16 protein-coding genes are annotated in these 21,808 nt (G+C 59.7%); 11 read left to right on the top strand and 5 right to left on the bottom strand.

The annotated features are described in order from the left end of the window. Positions 1-2: 2 nt before the first annotated feature. The 8 genes from prmA to ACZ5Q2_RS06780 all read left to right on the top strand — a co-directional run bounded on the left by prmA (position 3) and on the right by ACZ5Q2_RS06780 (position 10,184). On the top strand, positions 3-899 hold the full coding sequence (prmA, locus tag ACZ5Q2_RS06815) for a 50S ribosomal protein L11 methyltransferase (protein ID WP_061330723.1): 897 nt from the start codon (positions 3-5) through the stop codon (positions 897-899). Positions 900-1,006: 107 nt separating this feature from the next. After that, positions 1,007-2,272 (top strand): DUF3426 domain-containing protein, encoded by a 1,266-nt coding sequence (locus ACZ5Q2_RS06810; RefSeq protein WP_432210312.1) that lies wholly within the window; start codon positions 1,007-1,009, stop codon positions 2,270-2,272. A gap of 200 nt (positions 2,273-2,472) precedes the next feature. Further along, positions 2,473-3,471 (top strand): tRNA dihydrouridine synthase DusB, encoded by a 999-nt coding sequence (dusB, locus tag ACZ5Q2_RS06805; protein ID WP_138435836.1) that lies wholly within the window; start codon positions 2,473-2,475, stop codon positions 3,469-3,471. Next, on the top strand, positions 3,468-3,785 hold the full coding sequence (gene fis, locus ACZ5Q2_RS06800; protein WP_058092452.1) for a DNA-binding transcriptional regulator Fis: 318 nt from the start codon (positions 3,468-3,470) through the stop codon (positions 3,783-3,785). Before dusB ends, fis begins: the two co-directional genes overlap by 4 nt. A 101-nt stretch (positions 3,786-3,886) precedes the next feature. Then, positions 3,887-5,467 carry a bifunctional phosphoribosylaminoimidazolecarboxamide formyltransferase/IMP cyclohydrolase gene (purH, locus tag ACZ5Q2_RS06795; protein ID WP_432210313.1) on the top strand — a complete coding sequence of 527 codons (1,581 nt, stop codon included), beginning with the start codon at positions 3,887-3,889 and terminating at the stop codon, positions 5,465-5,467. A gap of 22 nt (positions 5,468-5,489) precedes the next feature. Beyond that, on the top strand, positions 5,490-6,773 hold the full coding sequence (gene purD, locus ACZ5Q2_RS06790; protein ID WP_061330727.1) for a phosphoribosylamine--glycine ligase: 1,284 nt from the start codon (positions 5,490-5,492) through the stop codon (positions 6,771-6,773). A gap of 161 nt (positions 6,774-6,934) precedes the next feature. Next, the gene (locus tag ACZ5Q2_RS06785; RefSeq protein ID WP_432210314.1) at positions 6,935-9,121 is read left to right on the top strand and encodes a TonB-dependent receptor family protein; all 2,187 of its coding nucleotides are present in this window, start codon (positions 6,935-6,937) and stop codon (positions 9,119-9,121) included. 127 nt (positions 9,122-9,248) lie between these two features. Further along, positions 9,249-10,184 (top strand): alpha/beta fold hydrolase, encoded by a 936-nt coding sequence (locus ACZ5Q2_RS06780; RefSeq protein ID WP_432210315.1) that lies wholly within the window; start codon positions 9,249-9,251, stop codon positions 10,182-10,184. Here ACZ5Q2_RS06780 and senA read toward each other — a convergent pair. The 3 genes from senA to ACZ5Q2_RS06765 all read right to left on the bottom strand — a co-directional run bounded on the left by senA (position 10,177) and on the right by ACZ5Q2_RS06765 (position 16,071). Next, positions 10,177-11,523: a selenoneine synthase SenA gene (gene senA, locus ACZ5Q2_RS06775; RefSeq protein WP_432210316.1), complete on the bottom strand. Its 1,347-nt coding sequence runs from the start codon at positions 11,521-11,523 to the stop codon at positions 10,177-10,179. The genes ACZ5Q2_RS06780 and senA overlap by 8 nt on opposite strands. Positions 11,524-11,791: 268 nt before the next feature. Further along, on the bottom strand, positions 11,792-14,905 hold the full coding sequence (locus ACZ5Q2_RS06770) for an efflux RND transporter permease subunit (RefSeq protein WP_061330731.1): 3,114 nt from the start codon (positions 14,903-14,905) through the stop codon (positions 11,792-11,794). Continuing rightward, positions 14,905-16,071 carry an efflux RND transporter periplasmic adaptor subunit gene (locus ACZ5Q2_RS06765; RefSeq protein WP_061330732.1) on the bottom strand — a complete coding sequence of 389 codons (1,167 nt, stop codon included), beginning with the start codon at positions 16,069-16,071 and terminating at the stop codon, positions 14,905-14,907. Before ACZ5Q2_RS06765 ends, ACZ5Q2_RS06770 begins: the two co-directional genes overlap by 1 nt. Before the next feature lie 171 nt (positions 16,072-16,242). Here ACZ5Q2_RS06765 and ACZ5Q2_RS06760 point away from each other — a divergent pair, with 171 nt between their 5' ends. Then, entirely contained in the window at positions 16,243-16,845 is a 603-nt protein-coding gene (locus ACZ5Q2_RS06760; protein ID WP_061330733.1) for a TetR family transcriptional regulator, read from the top strand. On the opposite strand, the gene ACZ5Q2_RS06755 is transcribed toward ACZ5Q2_RS06760, so the two are convergent. Beyond that, positions 16,846-18,618, bottom strand: a complete 1,773-nt coding sequence (locus ACZ5Q2_RS06755) for an SLC13 family permease (RefSeq protein WP_061330734.1) — start codon at positions 18,616-18,618, stop codon at positions 16,846-16,848. A gap of 271 nt (positions 18,619-18,889) precedes the next feature. On the opposite strand from ACZ5Q2_RS06755, the gene ACZ5Q2_RS06750 reads away from it, so the two are divergent. Beyond that, the gene (locus tag ACZ5Q2_RS06750) at positions 18,890-20,275 is read left to right on the top strand and encodes a sigma-54-dependent transcriptional regulator (protein WP_061330735.1); all 1,386 of its coding nucleotides are present in this window, start codon (positions 18,890-18,892) and stop codon (positions 20,273-20,275) included. Beyond that, on the top strand, positions 20,272-21,336 hold the full coding sequence (locus ACZ5Q2_RS06745) for a transporter (protein WP_058092442.1): 1,065 nt from the start codon (positions 20,272-20,274) through the stop codon (positions 21,334-21,336). The genes ACZ5Q2_RS06750 and ACZ5Q2_RS06745 overlap by 4 nt, the downstream gene beginning before the upstream one ends. 7 nt (positions 21,337-21,343) lie before the next feature. Here the strand turns inward: ACZ5Q2_RS06745 and ACZ5Q2_RS06740 are convergent, their stop codons facing one another. After that, positions 21,344-21,808, bottom strand: coding sequence for a hypothetical protein (locus ACZ5Q2_RS06740; protein ID WP_058092441.1), 465 nt, complete (start codon positions 21,806-21,808; stop codon positions 21,344-21,346).

Genomic DNA, 21,808 nt, shown 5'->3' with positions numbered 1-21,808 from the left:
CCATGCCCTGGATACAACTCCAGATTCCAGCTGATCCGGACACCGCGGATCAGCTGGAAGACCTGTTAATGGAAATGGGCGCAGACGCCGTTTCCATGGAAGACGCAGCCGACCAGCCCCTGTACGAGCCCGACCCGGGCACCACACCCCTTTGGAGCCAGACCACGGTTACCGGCCTGTTCCAGTCTGACCGCAACACCGAGCAACTGTTGGCGGATATCCGCGACGCCTGGCATCAGCAAACCCAGCAGTCCCTGCCCGAAATCGACGTTACCCTGGTAGAAGACAAAGACTGGGAACGGGCCTGGATGGACGATTTCCATCCCCTGCAGTTTGGTAAGCGCCTGTGGATTGTCCCCAGCTGGCACGAGGCGCCAGACCCGGACGCGGCCAACCTGCTGCTGGACCCGGGCCTGGCCTTCGGCACCGGCACCCACCCGACCACCGCCCTGTGCCTGGAATGGCTCGACGGCCAGGATGTCGCGGGCAAGCAGGTGACGGACTACGGCTGTGGCTCCGGCATTCTGGGCCTGGCCGCCCTGCTGCTCGGCGCGGACCACGTGATTGGCGTGGATACCGATCCGCAAGCGCTGGAAGCCAGCCGGGACAATGCCCGTCGGAACGGCGTGGAAGACAACCGCCTGGATCTCTACCTGCCCGGCAAGGATCCGAACACCCGAGCCGACATTATGCTGGCCAATATCCTGGCCCAACCGCTCATCGGCCTGGCTCCGAGACTGGCGGAACTGACCAGGCCCGGCGGGGATCTGGTATTGTCCGGCATCCTGTTCAATCAGGCCCGGGAGGTGATGGACGCCTACGAGCCCTGGTTCACCATGGACGAGCCGGAACAGAAAGAAGACTGGATACGCCTCACAGGACGGCGCAAGGACGGATGACGAGCCCGGGCTTTACGACTAAACTGCCTCCTTTGTAGTGACAGATGTAGTGATAGATCAATGATCGAGAATCGATCTATCCGCGATCAAGCTTTCAGGAACGAAGCATGCCCCAAAGCAGCCTGCAGACTCAGTGCCCTAATTGCGAAACCCGTTTCCGGGTGACTGACGAACAACTCAGTATCGCCGGGGGAAAAGTCCGTTGTGGCAGCTGCCTGAAAGTTTTCAACGCCATTGAGCACCAGGTCGTCAAATCCACCGGCAGCGCTGCGCCAGCCGCCACAGGTGGCAAAGCAGCAGGGGAAACCCCTCCTCCGCCCGCAGACACCCACGCAGGGCACGATGAAGAAGACTTTATCTTTGCCGACAACCCGGAAGAAGATGCCACAGAAGGCCGTTATGCCGGCAGCAAGCTGACGTTTTCCGATGACGAACTGAGCGACAGTTTCCGCTCGTTTGATGAACCGGAAGAGTCCGGCTACCACGATGACGACCTGACCCCGGAAAAGCAGGACGTTGACGAAAGCTGGGCGGAAGCCATGCTGGCGGACGATCAACCGGCTCGGGCGCCGAAAGCACCGGCCGAACCTGAACCACAAGCGCCAGAACCGGAAAACAAACCTGAGCCGGATCTGCAGCTGACACCCCCGGATTCGCCAGCATCCGAGGCACCTGACGCCGCCGACAGCGAAGAAACACCCGAGCCGCCAGCGCCAGGCAAAAGCAAGTCAGCCAGCCCGGCAACCGCTCCCGAAGAGCTTACGCTTGCGGCAACCGATGACGACCGGCCTGCGGCCCCGAAAGAACCGGCACGCAGGGCTGATCAAACGCCCGACACCCTGTATCGGGACCTGCGCCGCGACCCGGTATCGGTTGGCCAGGGCCGCAGCCGCCTGAGAACCGCCCTGTGGACGCTCGTCGTTGTGGCCCTACTGGGCGCTCTGGTTGCCCAGGTAACCTGGTTCCAGTTTGATCGGCTGTCTGCCATTCCCCAGCTCCGACCATTCTACGAGAAAGGCTGTGAACTGGCGGGCTGCCAGCTGAAACCGCTGATCAACGTAGAAGCCATCCAAAGCAGGAAACTGGTCGTCCGGACCGACCCGGACAACCGCACCCAGCTGATCGTCGACGCTGTCATCATTAACCGGGCCACCTTCGAACAGCCGTTCCCGGCCATCGCCCTGACCTTTTCCAACCTCAACGGCGATGTGGTTGCGCAAAGCACCTTTACACCGGCGGAATATCTTGCCGGTGAAGCGGAATCTCTCAGCGCCATGCCCTCTGAGACTCCGGTACGGATTGCGATCAGCATCCGCGATCCGGGCCGCGACGCGGTCAATTACAACCTGAGCTTCCGGCCCTGGACACCCTGATGAGGGGCCGGGGCGACAGTTGACAGCGCAAAAGTCAACCAAAAAGCACGAAAAATAATCAATTTTTTCAGCACTTTTCCCCTTCAATCAGACCCCCTCCGGCGGTATCATTACCGCCCTTCGGAGACTGAAGCGGTCATAATTTAACCAGCCGCTTCTGGCCGAATCTTGCTTAAATCGCTGTGACACGGACTCAGATCATGCTGCCGACGGCAAAAATCGGGCCGTATACCCTGCCCAACCCATTGATAGTTGCACCCATGGCCGGTGTAACCGATCGACCCTTCCGGCAGCTTTGCCGGCGGATGGGAGCGGGCCTGGCAGTATCAGAAATGGTCATAGCAGACAGCAAACTCTGGCATACGCGGAAATCCCAGACTCGCCTGAACCATCAGGGCGAACCGGAACCCCGGTCTGTTCAGATTGCCGGTGGCGATCCGGACATGCTGGCCGATGCGGCGCGGCAGAATGCCGCCTTCGGGGCCCAGATTATTGATATCAACATGGGCTGCCCTGCAAAGAAGGTCTGCAACAAGGCGGCAGGCTCCGCCCTGATGAAAGACGAAAAGCTGGTCAGGGCCATTCTGGAAGCGGTGGCCAGCGCCGTGGACATTCCGGTCACGCTGAAAATGCGCACCGGTTGGGATCAGGACAACCGGAACGCGCCGGTGATTGCAAGAATGGCCGAAGACGCAGGCATCCAGGCCATCGCGGTTCACGGTCGCACCCGTGCAGACAAATACAACGGCGACGCGGAATACGACACCATCGCAGAGGTGAAGGCCAGCGTCGGCATTCCAGTCTTTGCCAACGGCGACATCACCACGCCGGAGAAAGCCCGGCAAGTGCTGACGCACACCGGCGCAGATGGTTTGCTGATCGGCCGTGGTGCACAGGGGCGGCCCTGGATCTTCCGGGAGATCCTGCACTACCTGGAAACCGGTGAACACCTGCCAGAACCACCCCTGAATGAGGTGGAGCAGATCCTGTCAGAGCACCTGGCAGAGCTGCACGGCTTTTATGGCGAGAAAATGGGCGTGCGAATCGCCAGGAAACACGTGGGCTGGTACCTGCAGTCCCACGACCAGAGCAAACAGTTCCGCAAACGCTTCAACGCCATCGACGATGCGCTGGAGCAGAAAGACAGCATCGAACAGTATTTTTCAGGCTTACGAAATGGAGAGGTATTCGCAGCATGACCGCTGAGACTTTGGCAAACGACACCCTGAGCACACCGGCAAACGATGATCTGCATCAGTTGCACACGGTAAACAACAGCGGCAACACCGTCACCCTGCGTGACAGCGTGGAAGTGGCCCTGAAGAACTACTTCGCGCAGCTGGATGGCGCGCCGGTTTCCGACGTCTACCAGCTGGTGTTGTCGGAAGTGGAAGCCCCGCTGCTGGAGCAGGTGATGAAATACACCCGCAACAACCAGACCAAGGCTTCGACCATGCTCGGCCTGAATCGCGGCACCCTGCGCAAGAAACTCAAGCAGTACGGTCTGCTATAATCAGACTTGTCCCTGAAGGGCCTCCCGGATGCGTTCGCGAGGCCCTTGTTCTTTATATCCAGGCTATCCCCGGCTTATCTGAACAGCGAAGAAAGTGACCCATGGCAAACCAGGCTAACACCCCCGTCCGTCGCGCCCTGATCAGCGTGAGTGATAAAACCGGCATCGTCGACTTCGGCCGTGCCCTGACCGAACGCGGCATCGAGCTGCTGTCCACCGGCGGCACCTTCCGCCTGCTCAAGGAAAACAACGTAGCGGTCACCGAAGTGTCCGACTACACCGGTTTCCCGGAAATGATGGACGGCCGGGTAAAAACCCTGCACCCGAAGATCCACGGTGGCATTCTGGGCCGTCGCGGCACCGATGATGCCATCATGGGCGAGCACGGCATTAACCCCATCGATATGGTGGTGGTAAACCTGTATCCGTTTGAAGACACCGTAGCCAACCCCGACTGCGATCTGGCCACCGCCATTGAGAACATCGACATCGGCGGCCCCACCATGGTCCGTGCTGCGGCCAAGAACCACAACGATGTCGCCATCGTAGTCAACGCTTCCGACTACAGCCGGGTACTGAAAGAGCTCGACAACAACGATGGCCAGCTCAGTTACAACACACGCTTCGACCTGGCGGTAAAGGCCTTCGAACACACCGCCGGTTACGACGGTGCCATCGCCAACTACCTGGGTGGCCGCACCCCGGACAACGACAACGCTGATTTCCCCCGCACCTTCAACGCCCAGTTTGTGAAGGTTCAGGACATGCGTTACGGTGAAAACCCGCACCAGCGCGCGGCCTTCTATGCCGAGCGCAACCCGAAAGAAGCCTGTGTGGCCACCGCCAAGCAGCTGCAGGGCAAGGAACTGAGCTACAACAACGTAGCCGACACCGACGCCGCCCTGGAGTGCGTCAAGCCCTTCGCCGACCCGGCCTGCGTCATCGTCAAGCACGCCAACCCCTGTGGCGTAGCCATCGGTACCGATATTCTGCAGGCCTATGACCTGGCCTTCGCCACCGACCCCACTTCGGCGTTCGGCGGCATCATCGCCTTTAACCGGGAACTGGACGCGGCTACCGCCAAGGCCATTGTGGACCGCCAATTCGTGGAAGTCATCATCGCCCCGAGCGTGGCGCCGGAAGCGGTTGAGATTGTCGCTGCCAAGAAGAACGTACGCCTGCTGGCCTGTGGTGAGTTCGACGGCGAGCGCGCCCAGACCATGGACTACAAGCGCGTGACCGGTGGCCTGCTGGTGCAGGACCGTGACCTGGGCATGGTCGCCATGGAAGACGTGAAAGTCGTCACCGAGCGCCAGCCCTCCGAGCAGGAACTGAACGACCTGCTGTTCGCCTGGGAAGTGGCCAAGTACGTGAAATCCAACGCCATCGTGTACGCCAAGGCCGGCCGCACCATCGGCGTGGGCGCAGGCCAGATGAGCCGCGTTTACAGCGCCAAGATTGCCGGCATCAAGGCCGCCGACGAAGGCCTGGAAGTGAAGGGGTCCGTCATGGCATCGGATGCTTTCTTCCCGTTCCGGGACGGCATCGACGCCGCTGCGGCGGCCGGCATTACCGCTGTCATCCAGCCGGGCGGCTCCATGCGCGACCAAGAAGTGATTGACGCTGCCAACGAACACGGCATCGCCATGGTCTTCACCGGCATGCGCCATTTCCGTCACTGATCAAAGAATTCAGGAGCAACACATGAACATTCTGGTTATTGGCAGTGGCGGGCGCGAACACGCCCTGGCCTGGAAAGCCGCGCAATCCCCCCTGGCAGACAAAGTCTTCGTAGCGCCCGGTAACGCCGGCACCGCCCGGGAACCAAACCTGGACAACGTCGATCTGGACGTGATGGACCTGGACGGCCTGGCGGATTTTGCCGAGCAGAATAGCGTGGGCCTGACCATCGTCGGCCCGGAAGCCCCGCTGGTAGCCGGCGTGGTGGACAAGTTTGAAGCCCGCGGCCTGCGCATCTTCGGCCCCAGCGCCGGCGCCGCCCAGCTGGAAGGTTCCAAGGCCTTCACCAAGGACTTCCTGGCCCGCCAGAAGATCCCGACCGCCGACTACGCCAACTTCACTGACGTCGATGAGGCCCTCGCCTACGTGCGGGAAAAAGGCGCACCGATTGTGGTCAAAGCCGACGGCCTGGCCGCCGGTAAAGGCGTGATTGTCGCCATGACCCTGGCCGAAGCCGAAGATGCCATCCGCGACATGCTCGCAGGCAACGCCTTTGGCGATGCCGGCAGCCGCGTAGTGGTGGAAGAGTTTCTGGACGGCGAGGAAGCCTCGTTCATCGTGATGGTCGACGGCAAGAACGTGCTAGCCATGGCCACCTCCCAGGATCACAAGCGGGTGGGCGACGGCGACACCGGCCCCAACACCGGCGGCATGGGTGCCTACTCTCCGGCCCCGGTGGTTACAGCCGATGTGCACAAACGCATCATGGACGAGGTGATCTACCCCACCGTCAACGGCATGGCCGCGGAAGGTCACCCCTACAAGGGTTTCCTGTACGCCGGCCTGATGATCGACACCAACGGTGCACCAAAGGTGATCGAGTTTAACTGTCGCTTCGGTGACCCGGAAACCCAGCCGATCATGCTGCGCATGAAGTCGGACCTGGTGGAACTGTGCCAGGCCGCCGCAGATGGCAAACTGGACCAGTGCGACTCCGAGTGGGACGACCGCGCCTCTGTAGGCATTGTGCTGGCGGCCGGTGGTTATCCTGCCGACTACAGCAAGGGTGATGTGATCTCCGGCCTGCCGGAAGGTGAAACAGAAGGTGAGAAAGTCTTCCACGCCGGTACCAAGCTGGATGGTGATAACGTGGTGACTGCCGGTGGCCGGGTTCTGTGCGCCACCGCTTTGGGCAACACCGTGACGGAGGCCCAGCAGCGGGCTTACCAGCTGGCGAAGAAAATTAGTTGGAACGGCATGTTCTATCGGAACGACATTGCCTACCGGGCCATTGCCCGGGAACGGTAAAGCTGCCTGCTAGCGAGTCACAACCCGGCCCCGCGCCGGGTTTTTTATGGCCGAAAGCCAATAGGAACTTCAAATCTACATCATAATAATTACTTGTTGTTAACGCTTATCATTTGTATAGTTGCAACCCTTACTCAATGACACCTGCACAGGATGCGATTATGCAACAACGATTTACCCGCCGTTTTATCGTAGCCGCCATCATGGCCGCCTCCCTTCCTGCCGCTGCCCAGGAGCACACACTGAAGGAGCTGGTCATCATCGGGGATGAGACCTCAGCCGCCAGCCTGCCGGGCTCAGCCCATGTGGTAACAAACGAAGACCTGGAAACCATGAAGTACACGGACGTGCACCGAGTGGTAAAGGAAGTGCCTGGTGTTTATCTGCTTGAAGAGGAAGGCTACGGCCTGCGTCCTAACATCGGTATTCGCGGCTCCGGTTCCGGCCGGTCCGGCAAGGTTACCCTGATGGAAGACGGCGTGCTGATGGCCCCTGCTCCCTACTCTGGTCCGGCCGCCTACTACTTCCCGTCCTTCGGCCGCATCAACGGCGTTGAAGTGCTGAAAGGACCAGACCTGCTCCGTTACGGCCCGGCCACCGTTGGCGGCGCCATTAACCTGCGCTCCACGCCGATTCCGACCACGACCGGCGGTCGGGTAACGGCGGAAATTGCCGAAGATAACGGCAAACGCATCCACGCCTGGTATGGCGCCAACAGCGAACAGGCCGGATGGCTGATCGAAACTCACCAGCATGAAAGTGACGGCTTCAAGGACATCCGCCAGTCAGACCGCGAAGCCGGCTTCGACAAGCAGGATTATGTCGCCAAGCTTCGCCTGAACACACGCCCGGACGCCGACATCTACCATCAGCTCGACCTGAAAGTGGATTACAGCGAAGAGCTGAGCCTGGAAACCTACCTCGGCCTGACCGACGCGGACTTCAATGCCAACCCGGACCAGCGCTACTTCGCGTCTGAGCGGGATAACATGGATACCCAGCGCACCGGTTTCATGGCCCGGCACCTGGTGGATTTCAACAACGATGTAACCCTGACCACCACCGCCTACCGCAACGAATTCAAACGCAACTGGTACAAAGCGGCAGGGCTGAACTCCCTGATCAATGCTGCCAATGGTGGTGACGCCCTCGCCCAGCAGCAGCTTCGCGGTGAGGCGGATCTCGCCGGTATCAAGATCAAGAACAACGCCCGGGAATATGAATCCCAGGGTATCGACTTTGTGGCGGACTGGGGCCTTAACCTGAGCGGAATGCGTCACGACCTGACCTTTGGCCTGCGCTACCACGAAGACGAGGTGGATCGCCTGCAGCCGGAAGATACCTTCGACCAGGTCATCGTGAACGGCCGTCCGGTTCTGCAGTATGTCTCAACCACCTCCGGAAATGGCATCAGTGGCAGCAACAACGCCATTGAAAAAGCCGAGGCCTGGAGCACCTACATTGCAGACCGCGTTACCGTAAACGATCGACTGACCGTCACCGGCCTGCTCAGGTACGAGGATATCGAAACCAGTCGTGTACGCTATCAGCAAGAGGCCCGCACCGATGTACAGGACCGTGCCTCAAACAGCACTGGTGAACTTCTGCCAGGCCTGGGCGCAACCTACAAACTGGATGGCGGCGTCACACTTCTGGCCGGTGTTCATCGGGGTATGGCTCCGGCTGGAGCCGGCAGCACCGATGTTGAGCCCGAACTCAGCACCAACTACGAGCTCGGCGCCCGGATTCAGCGCGGCGCTGGTCGCTACGAGCTGATCGGCTTCTACAGTGACTATGAAAACACGGTCCAGAACTGCTCCGTCGCTACCCCTTGCGCTGGCGGCCAGGACACCGGTTCGGTCAGTCAGGGTGAAGCCCGCATTCAGGGTATTGAAGCCCTGGCAGGCTACGAGTTCGCACTGAGCAACGGCCTGTCGATTCCGGTTGAAGCCACCTGGACCTTCACCGATGCCGAGGTCACCAAAGACAGCGACTCCGGTAATGTTCTGAAGGGCGACAACCTTGTCTACCTGCCAGAAAACGTCCTGAACCTGCGCACCGGGCTGCGCGCCGGCGACCAGTGGGACGCTTACCTGAACGTGTCATACGTTGACGAGATGTGTATCGACAACACCTGTGATCGCAGCGGCACCGACAACACCTTCAGAAAGACCGAGGCGCTGACCGTGGTTGATCTCTCCGGCAGCTACCGCGTCGCCGAAGGCGCCCGCGTTTTTGCCAAGCTCGACAATGTGTTTGATACCCAGAAAATCATCGCTCGCTCACCGGATGGCGCCCGGCCGAATCTGCCGCGTACGGCATCCCTGGGCATTACCGTCGATTTCTGATCGACGTCTCCACACAAATGGCTGACGGACCAGCCTGACTCAGGAAAACTTCAGCCCGGCCATTGACCGGGCTTTTTTCTGGGGTAGTGTTAGCGTTCACAACGACCACAATGAAAAGGAGTTCTCCGTGCCCCGAAACGCGCTCAACCTTGCCCTGCTGCTCATCGCCACCCTTCTTATCAGTGCCTGCTCCAAACAGAGCATCTACGACAGCGCCATTGGCTGGGAGCGTTCCAGCGCCGGCCTTGAGACAGCGGAAGTCACGGTTGGCGAGCTGGACATTACCTACCTGCGCAGCAAAGAGGCTGTAGAAGGTGACACGCTGGTTCTGATACACGGCTTCGGCGCCAACAAGGATAACTGGACCCGCCTCGCCAAGGAGTTCAAAGGCGAATTCAACGTCTACGCCATCGACCTGCCTGGCCATGGCGACAGCAGCAAACCCCTGGACATCGGCTACCGGTTTGAAGATCAGGTGAATTACCTGAATCAGGTCCTGGCCGAACTCGGCGTAAAGCAGTTTCATATGATGGGCAATTCCATGGGGGGCGCGATCACCGCGCTCTACGCCGCCACCCATCCGGATCAGATTCAAACCGCAGTGCTCTTCGATCCCGCCGGTATCTTTGAGTATGAAAGCGAACTGGTAGATCGGGTGCTGGATGGTGACAACCCGCTGATCCCGAAGAAGAAAGGTGATTTTGACAAGCTTCTGGACTTCGCTCTCGAAAAGCGCCCCTTCGTACCCTGGCCGATTTTTGATGTGATGGAAGAAAAAGCCATCGCCAACCGGGAAGTGAACGAGGTTATCTTTGCCGCCATTCGCGACACCGGATTTGAGCCAGACTTCCGCGACGCCATTACCCGGATCGAAGCTCCGGTACTGGTGGTCTGGGGTAAGCTGGACAGGGTAATCGACTACCGCAACGCCGATGTGTTCGTTGACGCCATCCCCAATGCACGCAAAGTGCTCCTGGACGATATTGGCCATGCGCCCATGGTTGAAACGCCGGCAGAATCTGCCCGGCTATTCCGGGAATTCCTGGCCGACAACGTCAAATAGCGCAGGTCCGGAACCCGGTAAACACATCGCTGCGAAACGGCAGGTAAGCCTGCCGGTAGGTGCCTCGAATCAGGTTGGATGACGTGGCACAGCTGCCACCCTTGGTGACCTTATGGGTGGCAAACTGCAAGGTGGACATAAACGGGTACATGTCCACCTTGAAACCGTCATAGGGCAAGAAGTCGTTGGTGGCCCACTCCCACACCGCACCGATCATCTGCCGGCAACCCGACCGGCTGGCCCCGGCGGGATAGTCGAACACCGGATTCCGGGCCATGGTGCGGCCGTCCAAATCCGCCCTTGAACTGTCCGGGGCGTCATTGCCCCAGGGATAACGGCGGAACGGTTCCCCGGGCTTGTTGCCCAGCGCTGCCACTTCCCATTCATACTCCGTCGGCAACCGACGCCCCGCCCACTTGCAGTACGCCTCCGCTTCCCAATAGGTCACATGGGTAACCGGCGCATCCGGTTCCAGGGCCAGCCACTGGTCGAACACCCGCTCTTGCCACTGGCCGTCATGCCAGCGCCAGTACAACGGGTGCCGGGGTACATGCATCAGGGGTTCCGTTACACCGTACACCAGGCTGACATCCTGCTCAGACTCCAGCCATTTCCTGCCACCGAACGACCACAACTCAGGCCGCTGGTAGCCGCAATCGTCCACAAACGCCTGAAAATCCCGATTGCTCACCAGCGTACGACTGATGGCAAACGCCGGTAGTTCAATCTCGAAGCGGGGTTTCTCGGCATCAAAGGCAAAGTCTTCGGTGGCGAACTGCTCCGACTCGCCAGGCATACCAATTACCCAGCGCCCGGCAGGGATTTCCGCATCCCCGGCGATCGCCTCGCCCGGGGATGGCCGGTCAGCCTTGAAGTCCAAAGGCGCCGGATACCCCACCGTCTGCCGGCACCAGATCAGCGATTCGATGTGCATGTTCTGGTGGTAAATCGCGTAGCGGTAGAGATACAGCTCCCGCTCGGTCAACTCACGGCTCTTGATGCGCTCTGCAACCCGATCGTAAATGGCATTGAAGTACGTGAGCGTTTCCTCACGGCCGGGAAACATATCCCGGCGCCAACGATCTTTGTGGTCAACATGGAAGGAATCCCACAGGTCATCCATAGCTGGATCATAACTGGGCGAGCCATCCAGCAGGTTGAACACGAAGACCTCGTAGAAGAACGCAGAATGCCCCATTTCCCAGAGCGGAGGGTTCACACCGGGATGGTAGGGAACATCGAGTTGCTGCTCCGGCAGCGTGCAGATCAGTTGCTCCGTGCGTGATCTGGCCAGTTCCAACTCATCTAATAGCTGTAACTTTTTCACTTGAGCAACCATGTGCCGCAACTCCGGAGTCTAAATACGTTTGCCGTCTGGCTCGGTGGTATGAGCAGATGGGGAAGGCCTTTCCAAAACACGCTGTGAATACATCCCTGTACGCTCTGCTCCGCCATCCATGGCTCCGCAAGGTTTTGGAAAGGCCTTCCCCACCTGCTCTTCGTATCTTCTGCCTGTCCGAAAGAATAACAAAGAAAAAACCGCCGAGGGCAAAACCCACGGCGGTTCAGTCGCTATCAATACGATAGGCGCAGAAAATCAGGCCACCTCAGGCAGCCTTCTTGCGGTTACGCCGCCAATCGGCAAGATCTTCGATCAGCTTGTAGAACAACGGCACGAAGAACAGCGCCAGGGTACTGGCGGCCAGCATACCACCCACCACCACGGTACCGATTTCCTGACGGGACACCGCACCTGCACCGGTACTGAAGGCCAGCGGCATGGAACCCACGATGAACGTCAGTGCTGTCATCATAATCGCCCGGAAACGCTGCCGTGCAGCCGTGCTGGCAGCATCAAAGGAACTCATACCGCTTTTCCGGTTCTGGGCGGCGAACTCGACGATCAGGATTGCGTTTTTCGCCGCCAGGCCAATCAACACCAGCAGGCCCACCTGGAAATAGATATCGTTGGGGAAACCACGGAGTAACGATGCCAGAGCAGCACCAAAGACACCGAACGGCACAGCGGTCGCTACCGCCACCGGCAAGCCCCAGCGTTCGTACTGGGCGGCCAGGATCAGGAATACCAGCAACAGGCCCATGCCGAAGGCAAGAGTGCCGGAGTCCGCAGAATCCTGCAGCTGGTAGGCTTCACCGGTCCAGCCCAGCAGGGTGTTACGATCAAACTGTTCCGACGCCACCGCCTGCAGGGCCGCCAGGGCGTCACCGGTGGTGAAGCCCGGCGACGGGTCTGCCAGCAGTTTGGCGGCCGGATACACGTTGAACCTGTTCAGGATATCGGGGCCGCTGACCCGCTCCAGTTCCACCAGGGAACTCAGCGGAATCATCTCGCCATAGTTGGAGCGCACAAACACCCGGCGCAGGTCGTCCGGATGGCTACGGAACTCACCTTCTGACTGAAGATTGACCTGCCAGTTACGGCCCTGCAGGGTAAAGTCGTTCACGTACAGGCCACCGAAGGTGCTCTGCATGGTGGTGAAGATCTGGTCAATCGGAACCCCGGCAGCCTGGGCTTTTTCCCGATCCACGTTGGCCTTGTAACGGGGAATGCCGGTATCCAGGGTCACCCGCACATTCTGCAATTCCGGCCGCGCGTTGGCGGCCTGGGTGAACTGGTCTGCCATGGCCTTGATCTCAGCCGGGGTGCGGCCACCACGGGCCTGGATATAGCCTTCCACACCACCGGTGGTGGACAAGCCCTGAATCGGAGGCGGGGTAAAGGCAATCACAAACGCTTCCGGCATCCCAAAGCCAATGCCCATGATCTTGTTGGCGATGTCGGCCGCCTTCTGGCCCTCGCCTTCCCGCTCTGCCCAGTCTTCCAGTGTCACGAAGGCCACACCACTGTTGGTCCGCAGAGCGCTGGAGATGATGTCGAAACCGGCAAAGGACACCACGTCTTTCACTTCCGGCAGTTGCATCATCTGCTCAACCAGCTGGTCGCGAGTGTCCGCCGTCCGGCTCAGGGCCGAGGTGGGGGGCAGCGAGTAGGCCGCTAGCACAAACCCCTGGTCTTCCTGGGGCACCAGGCCAGAGGGCATTTTGTTCAGCAGGAAGGCGGTGCCACCAAGCATCGCGGCAAACAGAAGCACGCCAATCACCGCATGGCGCAGTAACCAGTCCACCACGGCAGAGAAGCCGTTAGTGAGTTTGTCGAAGCCGGCGTCAAACCAGCGGAATACTGCCAACTGTTTGCCTTCGTGGCCAAGCAACAAAGCACACATCGCCGGTGTCAGGGTCAGCGCCACGATGCCGGATATCACCACCGACACCGCGATGGTTATCGCAAACTGTCGGTACAGCTCACCGCTGAGCCCGCCCAGGAAGGCCACCGGGGCAAACACCGCCACCAATACCAGAGTGGAAGACACCACCGCGCCGGACACCTGCTGAATGGTCAGAACCGCCGCATTGTAGGAAGACAAGCCCTGCTCTTTCATCAGGCGCTCGGCGTTTTCCATGATGATGATGGCGTTATCCACCACTACCCCGATCGCCAGTATCAAGCCGAACAGGGTCAGCAAGTTGACCGAGAACCCCAGTGCCTGCATGCCGGCAAAGGTGCCAATCAGAGACACCGGGATGGCAATCAGCGGTATCAGGGTAGCGTTGAAATGCTGCAGGAACAGGAAGGTCACCAGCACCACCAGCAACACCGCCACAATGAAAGTGGAGATCACCTCCTGGATCGAGATATCAATGAACCGGGTGGTGTCGTAGGGCACGTTGTATTCCAGGCCCTCCGGGAAGCGGTCTGCAATTTCTTCCATGGCCGCGTTCACGGCATCAGCAGCGTCCAGGGCATTGGCACCGGGCTGCAGGTACACCCCCATGGGCACGGTGGCACCACCATTGTAGACCGCTGCGAAGTCGTAGTTCTGGGCGCCCAGCTCGATTCTGGCCACGTCTTTCAGGCGCAGGGAGGCACCCTGATCATCACTGCGCAGGATCACCTCACCGAACTCTTCAGGGCTGGTCAGCCGGCCCGGGGCTGACACGCTGAAGGTGAACGCCTGCCCTTCGGGCGCTGGTTCCGCCCCGATCCGACCCGCCGCAAACTGGGCGTTCTGGGCGCGCAAGGCAATGGCTACATCGTTGGGAGTCAGCTCGTACTGGGCGAGTTTGTCCGGCCTCAGCCACACCCGCATGGAATAATCCTGGGCCCCGAACAGGGAGGCATCGCCAATACCGGGCAACCGCACTAACTCATCCAGCACGTTCAGCAAGGCATAGTTGGAGATCTCCACCACATCCATGGTGTTATCCGGAGAAGACAGGGTAATCACTTGCAGGATGGAGGTGGAACGGGCTTCCACTTTCAACCCCTGGTTACGGACGGACTGGGGCAGGCGAGCCAGCGCCTGCTGTACCCGGTTATTGACGTTGATGGTGGCCTGGTCAGGATCGGTGCCAATCTCAAACGAGACCGTCACCCGGAAGCTGCCGGAATCTGTGGCGCTGGATTCCAGGTAGATCATGTTGTCCACGCCGTTGATTTCCTGCTCCAGCGGCGCCACCACTGAATCCGAAATCACGTCCGCGCTGGCACCCGGGAACCGGCCGTCCACCACCACCTGGGGCGGAACTACGTTTGGATACTGTTCTACGGGCAGCCCGATTAGCGCCAGAAGACCACCAAGCGTGATGATGATGGAAACGACCGATGCGAAGATCGGCCGGTCGATGAAGGTCCGCAGCATCAGTCTGAGCCTCCCTCATCATCGGTATTGGTGACGTTTACCGTTGCGCCATCACGCAGGTTAACCAGGCCGCTGACGATGTAACGATCACCTTCTTCCAGGCCGCTGAGAATGATCTGGCGACCGCTACTCACCGGGCCAAGCTCTACCCGACGTGCCTTTGCGGTGCTCTCATCGTCAACCACATAGACCACCGGCCCGTTCGGCCCCTGAGTCACCGCTCTTTCCGGAATTGCGATGGCATCTTCGAAGCTCTGCAACTCAACCCGAACCCGTACAAACTGGCCGGGCACGATCACATTCTCCGGGTTACCAAAGACCGCGCGGGCCGATACTGTACCGGTACGCGGGTCCAGCGTGGAGGCGGTAAAGTCGATCTGCCCATCCAGCTCATATTCCTGGCCGTCGGCCAGTATCAGACGGGCGGCCACTTCCTGATCGCCGGCACCGCGCATCCCCTCGCGGGCAGCCCGGCGAATGTTGGCGTCGTTCTCAGGCAGGGCAAAGCGCACATGGATCGGGTCCAGCTGGACAATCGTGGTCAGCAGGGTACCGGAGCTGATCAGACTGCCTTCGGGAAAATCTTCCAGGCTGGTGACACCGCTGACCGGCGCGGTTACCGAGGTATAACCAAGGTCCAGCTCCGCCTGGGCGACGCCGGCATTGGCCACCGCCAGATTGGCCTGGGCCAGCTCCAGTGCGGACTGGGCAGCATCCCGGTCCCGTTCACTCACCGCGTTGCGCTGGAACAGTGATGAAATCCGGTTCCACTCCCGTTCAGCCTGGCGCCGGTCGGCCTCGGCCACCTGGCGCTGAGCCTGGGCCCGTTGCAAGGCCGCTTCCGCAGGCTTGCGATCGATCCGGAACAGCGGGTCGCCCTCCTGAACCATCTGGCCTTCTTCGTACAGACGCTCTTCCAGAATACCCTGAATCCGCGCCCGCACTTCTACCTCACGGGCACCCCGAGCGCGGCCGGCATAATCCTGGCGCACACTGATGTTTTCGGCCACGGCTCGCTCAACCACCACGGCTGCTGGCGGCATACCGCCGCCCTGCTGACTGCCTGCGTCGTCGTTACTGCAACCAGCCAGAATGAACAGGCATGACAAACCTGCAACCAAAAAGCCGTTGCGAGCCATCGGCCGGTGAACGTTATCAATGCGCATGGCGCGGTCTCCTGAAAACCGGTTTAAAGACATAAGGCGAGCCGGGATGGAATAGCGAGCCCGGGATAATACATAACGTTAATAGGGCGCTAAAATACATCCATCCATGTATGTATGTAAACTAATTTCCTTTATACTTCGGTTTTTCCCATCAGATGACTGCGATTAATCATGGCACGAAAAACAAAAGCCGAAGCCGAAGCCACCCGGGAAGCCATTCTCGATGCGGCAGAATGCGTCTTTATGGACAAGGGCGTTGCAAAGACCTCGCTGGAAGAGATCGCCCGCAAGGCCGGCGTTACGCGCGGCGCGGTCTACTGGCATTTCCGTAACAAGGCCGACATTCTGGACGCCATGCTGGAACGGGTACGGGCGCCTCTGGGTGAGATGATGGATGAAACTGCGGAAGCCGATCAGGGGCTTGAGAGCCTGAAAAACCTGTGCGTTGTGGCATTACGCAAGCTGGCCCAGGATACCCGCTACTTTCGCGTGTACATGATCCTGTTCCATCGCAATGAATCCGACCAGGCCATTGCCAAACACCGGGAGCTGGCCCGGGAAGCCACAGAATTTGTCACGGAAATCCTGGGACGCCCGGAAAACCGGATAAAGCTACACCCGGAACTAACGCCCGCCCAGGCCGCCTACTTGCTGCATACACAAATGCTGGGACTGTTTTTTGACTGGCTGGCCGATCCAGAGCAATGGCCGCTGGCTGACGTGGCGCCTACCTTTGTAGAGGCTTACTTCCGGGGCCTATTGGCCGAACGCTAGTCATCCCCAGACCCAAAGTATCATCGGCACTCCGACAACCGTCACGAGCACCGACAACGGCAAGCCAAGGCGCCAATAATCCCCGAAACGATAACCCGCAGGCTCCATAACCAGGGCATTGGACTGATGCCCGATCGGGGTAAGGAAGGCACAGGAAGCGCCTACGGCCACCGCCATCAACACTGCATCCGATGCCAATCCAAGTTGGCTGGACACCCCGAGAGCTATCGGGGCGACCAGAATGGCCGCCGCCGCGTTGTTGACCACGTTCGACAACAACATGGTGCCCACCAGGATGATGGTCAAGGCGACCCAGGCGGCCTGCCCCTGGGCAACCGTCAGGATCTGCTCAGCTATCAACGCAGCACCACCCGTGGTTTCAAGGGCCTGCCCTACGGGAATCATTGCGGCGAGCAGCACGATCACCGGCCAGTCGATGGCTCGGTAGGCATCGCCGGCATCCATCAACTGCACCAGCACCATGGCCACCGCACAGGCCACCAGCGCCACGGGCGGTGTCAGCAGGCCAGACAGGATGATCGCGATGGCGGCGAGGAACACCCCGCCGGCCAGCGGCAGGCAACCCAGGGTTTGCAGTGTCGATAACAAATTGTCTTCATAGCCCTGCACCAGCAGGATATCCCCGGAACGGAATCGGATGTCTGCCAGGCGCCGCTTTAGTCGGTGCCCCTGCCGGGCAATGGCCACCACGTTCAAACCGTAGCGTTCTCTCAGGTTCAGTCGGTTGGCAGAACGCCCGATTAAACGCGACGATGGTGAAATCACGGCTTCCGTCAGTCGAACGTCCCCGGCGGCCACCTGCTCTTCGGTGCCCTCTCGGGATGTCATTGGCTGCGATTCTTTCCCTTCTTCATCCTCGTCGTTCACCGCATTGGCAAGTGCCAGCCCGGTTTGCTCGACAAACTCCTGCAGACTCTCGGTGTCGGCTTCCACCAACAGCACATCGCCGTACTTCAGCACGTTGAAGGTTGATGGTGCTGGCGAGACCTCCTCTCCCCGAATCAATGCCAGTACCACCAGGCTCTTCTCGGTGCCACCCGAGGTAAGCAGGTTGTGCAGTGTGCCACCGGCAAAGGGCGACTCTTCCGGCACCTTCAGTTCGGTAACATACTCACCAACGCTGAACAGTTTGTCGCCACCGGCCGGGTCGTCGCGTTTGGGTGTCAGGCGCCAGCCAATCACACCGATGAACACAATGCCGACAGCGGTAATGGCCAGCCCAACAGGCGCAAAATCAAACAGGCCGAAAGAGCCCGCTTCGCGATAACTGGCAATAATGATATTGGGGGGTGTACCAATCAGGGTAATGGTGCCTCCCAGTAAAGAGCCGAAGGCAAGTGGCATCAGCAGCAAAGACGGAGAGCGCCCGGACTGCCGCGACATCCAGATCGCCACGGGCATCAACAGCGCCAGCGCACCCACGTTATTGATAAAGCCGGAACACAAGGCCACCACCAGAGTCAGGGTGATGACCTGCAGAACGGCGTTACGCCCAACCTTACCAAGCAATCGGGCGACCGCATCCACAACACCACCGTTCACCAGCCCCTGGCTGATCACCAATACAGCGGCTACGGTAATCACCGCCGGGTGACCAAAGCCCGCGAACAACTGGTCGGGGGCAACCAGGCCGGAGACAGCAACCGCCAGCAAGGCGAGCATGGCTACGATATCGAAGCGCAGGCGGTTCCAGATAAACAGGGCAAGGGTTGCGCCCAGAATCAGAAACACCGTCCATTGATCAGATAGCATGGAGCCACTCCACTCTTCGGCCAGACATGTCAGCTTTCCTTACAGAGCTCTTGTCAGTGCGCCCCACACCCATCTCCAACTCGCTGTATTGTCAACGCCCCAGAGAACTGGTGCAGAATCTGCTTGCCTGGTTGTCAGGGATTCCGCCTGCATGACAAAGCTCATCAGCAGGTCACAGGGCCGTGGTCGACTATAGCAGTTTCCGCATTCGCTCCCCCAAGATTCCCAACAGAAGCAGTCGGTTGTTCAGTCACTTTGCAGGAGCAAGGTTATGGAACAGAAACGACCGCTCGTCTGGTTGTCGGCGGATTCAGGCGAAAACACGGTACCGCCATCACTCACATCCCAGTGGGCGATTGTACCGGTTGATATCAATACCCAATCCCTGGCCATTTTGCCGCACTGGCGGGGGCTGGCAGTGGGTGTGTGTGTTGTTGCCGATCTCGAGCTTGCCGGGTTACCGCTGTTCGCGCCCTGGCTGGAGGCTTTACCGGTATCGTCCTGGCTCGCCCTGGTTCGGCGCGAGCAGCTGCAACACCCGGCGGTGCGCCAACTGATTCGGGAATTCTGCCAGGATTACCACACCCTTCCCATCGCCCCCTACCGCCTGTCCGACAGCCTTGGCCACATGTGGGGCATGTCGAAACTGACCGAAGCATTGGCCAGTTCCGACCATGCCAGTGATTATCAGCAGTACGCGCTGGAGGGTCCTTCCAGTGCCATTCGCATGGCCCGCAGCCTGGTTCGCAAGTTCTCCATCACCAACGAGCCGTTGCTGATCTACGGCGCCAGCGGAACCGGCAAAGAGGCGGCGGCACGCTTCGCCCACGAGCACTCCGATCGGCGCACGCAGGCCCTGGTCAATGTAAACTGCGCCGCCCTGCCCGCTTCATTAACCCAGAGCGAGCTGTTCGGACACGAACGGGGGGCCTTTACCCACGCCTTGAACAAGCGCATGGGCCGGATCGCTGCAGCCGATGGCGGCACCCTGATCCTCACCGGCGCCGATGAACTAAGCCTGGAACAGCAATCAGCGATCCTGCGATTCCTTCAGGACGGTATCATTGAGCCTGTCGGCGCCAGTCGCCCGATAAAGGTCAACGTCCGCATCATCGCAACCTGCAGCGTGCCCCTGGAAAAGAGGGTGGAACAGGGGCTGTTTCGATCCGATGTGTTCTACCGGCTGGGCAATCTGAGCGTGACATTGCCTACCTTGAAAGAACGCCTCGAGGACATTCCATTCCTGGCCCGCCGAGCGCTGGATGCCTGCGATGGAAGCCAATATCAGATCGGAAGCGACACCCTGGTTACTCTGGCTCGCCATAGCTGGCCGGGCAACCTCCGAGAATTGCAGAATCGAATCCGCCAGGCGGTGCTGATGACTAAGTCACTGCATATTACGCCCGAAGATCTGGGGCTGGAGCCAACCGGCGCCCCTGCCCAACCAGACCGGTTCACCCTTGAGGCGTTCCGAGCCAGGGCTGAGGAGCAGGCTATCTCCACCAGCCTGTCGCTTACCCACCAGAACGTTTCCGCCGCCGCTCGCCTACTGAAGATTTCCCGGGTGTCGTTTTACCGGCTACTCGAAAAGCACAACCTGCAGCTCCCTTCCAGCATCAACCTGAACCCCGGCAGAGGGCAAGGAGACCGAACATGAAACCACTGACCCCGATAGCGTTAGCCGCAGCCCTGGCAAGCACAGCCAATGCCGCGCCACCTGAACCAGACGCCAGGCCCAGAACAACCACGGATGCCGCCCAACAACAGGCCGTTCAGGATACCGCAACGGACATCGCCTCAATCACTGCAGATCGGGGCATAGTGACCCGGCCCGGCCGCTTCACCATCGAGCCCTCGTTCTCCCACGCCCACAGTAACGCCACTCGGGTTGCGGTGGAGGGCTACACCATCATTCCCGCGTTGCTGATTGGCCTGATCAACATCTCCGAAATTCAGCGAGACATTTTCGTCAGCGCCGTGTCCCTGAAGTATGGGTTCACCAGCCGGTTTGAGGGCAGCGTTCGGGTACCATACCTGAGTATCCGGGAGGATCTTCGGGAAAGGGAGATTTTCCAGGGTACGCCGGTAGACACCCTGCGAGAATCGTCCGGTGAAGGACTTGGCGATGTTGAACTGGCCGTGCGTTACCAGCTCAACGACGGGCTCGATGGCTGGCCCTATCTGATCGGAGTGTTCCGAGCCAAAGCCCCGACCGGCGACGGCCCTTACGACGTCAAACAACGGGTGCTCACCGACAACAGCGGCAACCCCATCGGCATCGAACTGGCAGAACGGCCGACAGGATCCGGCTTCTGGTCGGTCGAACCTGGCCTCTCGTTCATTTACCCGACCGACCCGGCTGTGCTGTTTGGCAACCTCAGTTACGTCTGGACCATCAAGGAGGAACAGGGCTTTGAAAATGGCGGCACCGTAGACCCGGGCGACGTGGTCCGCTTCGGATTCGGCATGGGCTTTGCGTTTAACGAACGGACGTCTTTCAGCCTCGGCTACGACCACTCGGTGATTCGTAAAACCACCTTTGAACACAACAACGATCTGTTCGCCGCCAATTTTGATCGTATTCAGGTAGGTTCACTGTCCTTCGGCCTGTCTCATCGGTTATCACCAGCAACCACCCTGAGCCTGACAGTCGCCGTTGGCGTTACCGATAACGCACCTAACAGTGAAATCACACTGAAACTGCCGATCAACCTTTAACCGGCAATCAGGGCAGGATCAGAGGCAGGCCGGAGTCTCTGGGCAGGCGATAGGCGCCACCCAGGTTGTTGAGTTCAATATTCAGCTGCCGGGTGTTCTGAATGACCGTGCTGTTGAGGCTGTTCTGGATCACAGTCATCCAGCCCCCATTACCCGCCGCGCCAGACACCAGCTCCAGCCCCTGCAAGCCGGGGACGTTCGCGGACAGCACGGTTTCCATCTGGCTACTCCAGGCATTGGACACCGGGCGATTCAGGTCGGGAATCTGCAGTCTGTTGACCACCAGGGTATCCCCATTGACCGCCACCACCTGCTCTAGGCCAATGGCAATCTCCAGATTATCCAGCACAAATCCGCCCCGTAATTCGGCCAGTTCGTTGTCGCTGAGTGGAGGTGCTGACACCCGCATGTCGGACCAGGCGAGCGGTGCCACCAGCAGAAAAACCATGGATAGACCGGTACCCTTTGTCAT

This window comes from Marinobacter alkaliphilus, from assembly GCF_055394375.1.
This window is presented reverse-complemented; position numbering and strand designations above follow the sequence as displayed.

What these genes read in the sequence shown, in the direction of transcription:
- prmA (WP_061330723.1), top strand. Translation starts at nt 3, where the DNA reads ATGCCCTGGATACAACTCCAGATTCCAGCTGATCCGGACACCGCGGAT.
- ACZ5Q2_RS06810 (WP_432210312.1), top strand. Translation starts at nt 1,007, where the DNA reads ATGCCCCAAAGCAGCCTGCAGACTCAGTGCCCTAATTGCGAAACCCGT.
- dusB (WP_138435836.1), top strand. Translation starts at nt 2,473, where the DNA reads ATGCTGCCGACGGCAAAAATCGGGCCGTATACCCTGCCCAACCCATTG.
- fis (WP_058092452.1), top strand. Translation starts at nt 3,468, where the DNA reads ATGACCGCTGAGACTTTGGCAAACGACACCCTGAGCACACCGGCAAAC.
- purH (WP_432210313.1), top strand. Translation starts at nt 3,887, where the DNA reads ATGGCAAACCAGGCTAACACCCCCGTCCGTCGCGCCCTGATCAGCGTG.
- purD (WP_061330727.1), top strand. Translation starts at nt 5,490, where the DNA reads ATGAACATTCTGGTTATTGGCAGTGGCGGGCGCGAACACGCCCTGGCC.
- ACZ5Q2_RS06785 (WP_432210314.1), top strand. Translation starts at nt 6,935, where the DNA reads ATGCAACAACGATTTACCCGCCGTTTTATCGTAGCCGCCATCATGGCC.
- senA (WP_432210316.1), bottom strand. Translation starts at nt 11,523, where the DNA reads ATGGTTGCTCAAGTGAAAAAGTTACAGCTATTAGATGAGTTGGAACTG.
- ACZ5Q2_RS06770 (WP_061330731.1), bottom strand. Translation starts at nt 14,905, where the DNA reads ATGCTGCGGACCTTCATCGACCGGCCGATCTTCGCATCGGTCGTTTCC.
- ACZ5Q2_RS06765 (WP_061330732.1), bottom strand. Translation starts at nt 16,071, where the DNA reads ATGCGCATTGATAACGTTCACCGGCCGATGGCTCGCAACGGCTTTTTG.
- ACZ5Q2_RS06760 (WP_061330733.1), top strand. Translation starts at nt 16,243, where the DNA reads ATGGCACGAAAAACAAAAGCCGAAGCCGAAGCCACCCGGGAAGCCATT.
- ACZ5Q2_RS06755 (WP_061330734.1), bottom strand. Translation starts at nt 18,618, where the DNA reads ATGCTATCTGATCAATGGACGGTGTTTCTGATTCTGGGCGCAACCCTT.
- ACZ5Q2_RS06750 (WP_061330735.1), top strand. Translation starts at nt 18,890, where the DNA reads ATGGAACAGAAACGACCGCTCGTCTGGTTGTCGGCGGATTCAGGCGAA.
- ACZ5Q2_RS06745 (WP_058092442.1), top strand. Translation starts at nt 20,272, where the DNA reads ATGAAACCACTGACCCCGATAGCGTTAGCCGCAGCCCTGGCAAGCACA.
- ACZ5Q2_RS06740 (WP_058092441.1), bottom strand. Translation starts at nt 21,808, where the DNA reads ATGACAAAGGGTACCGGTCTATCCATGGTTTTTCTGCTGGTGGCACCG.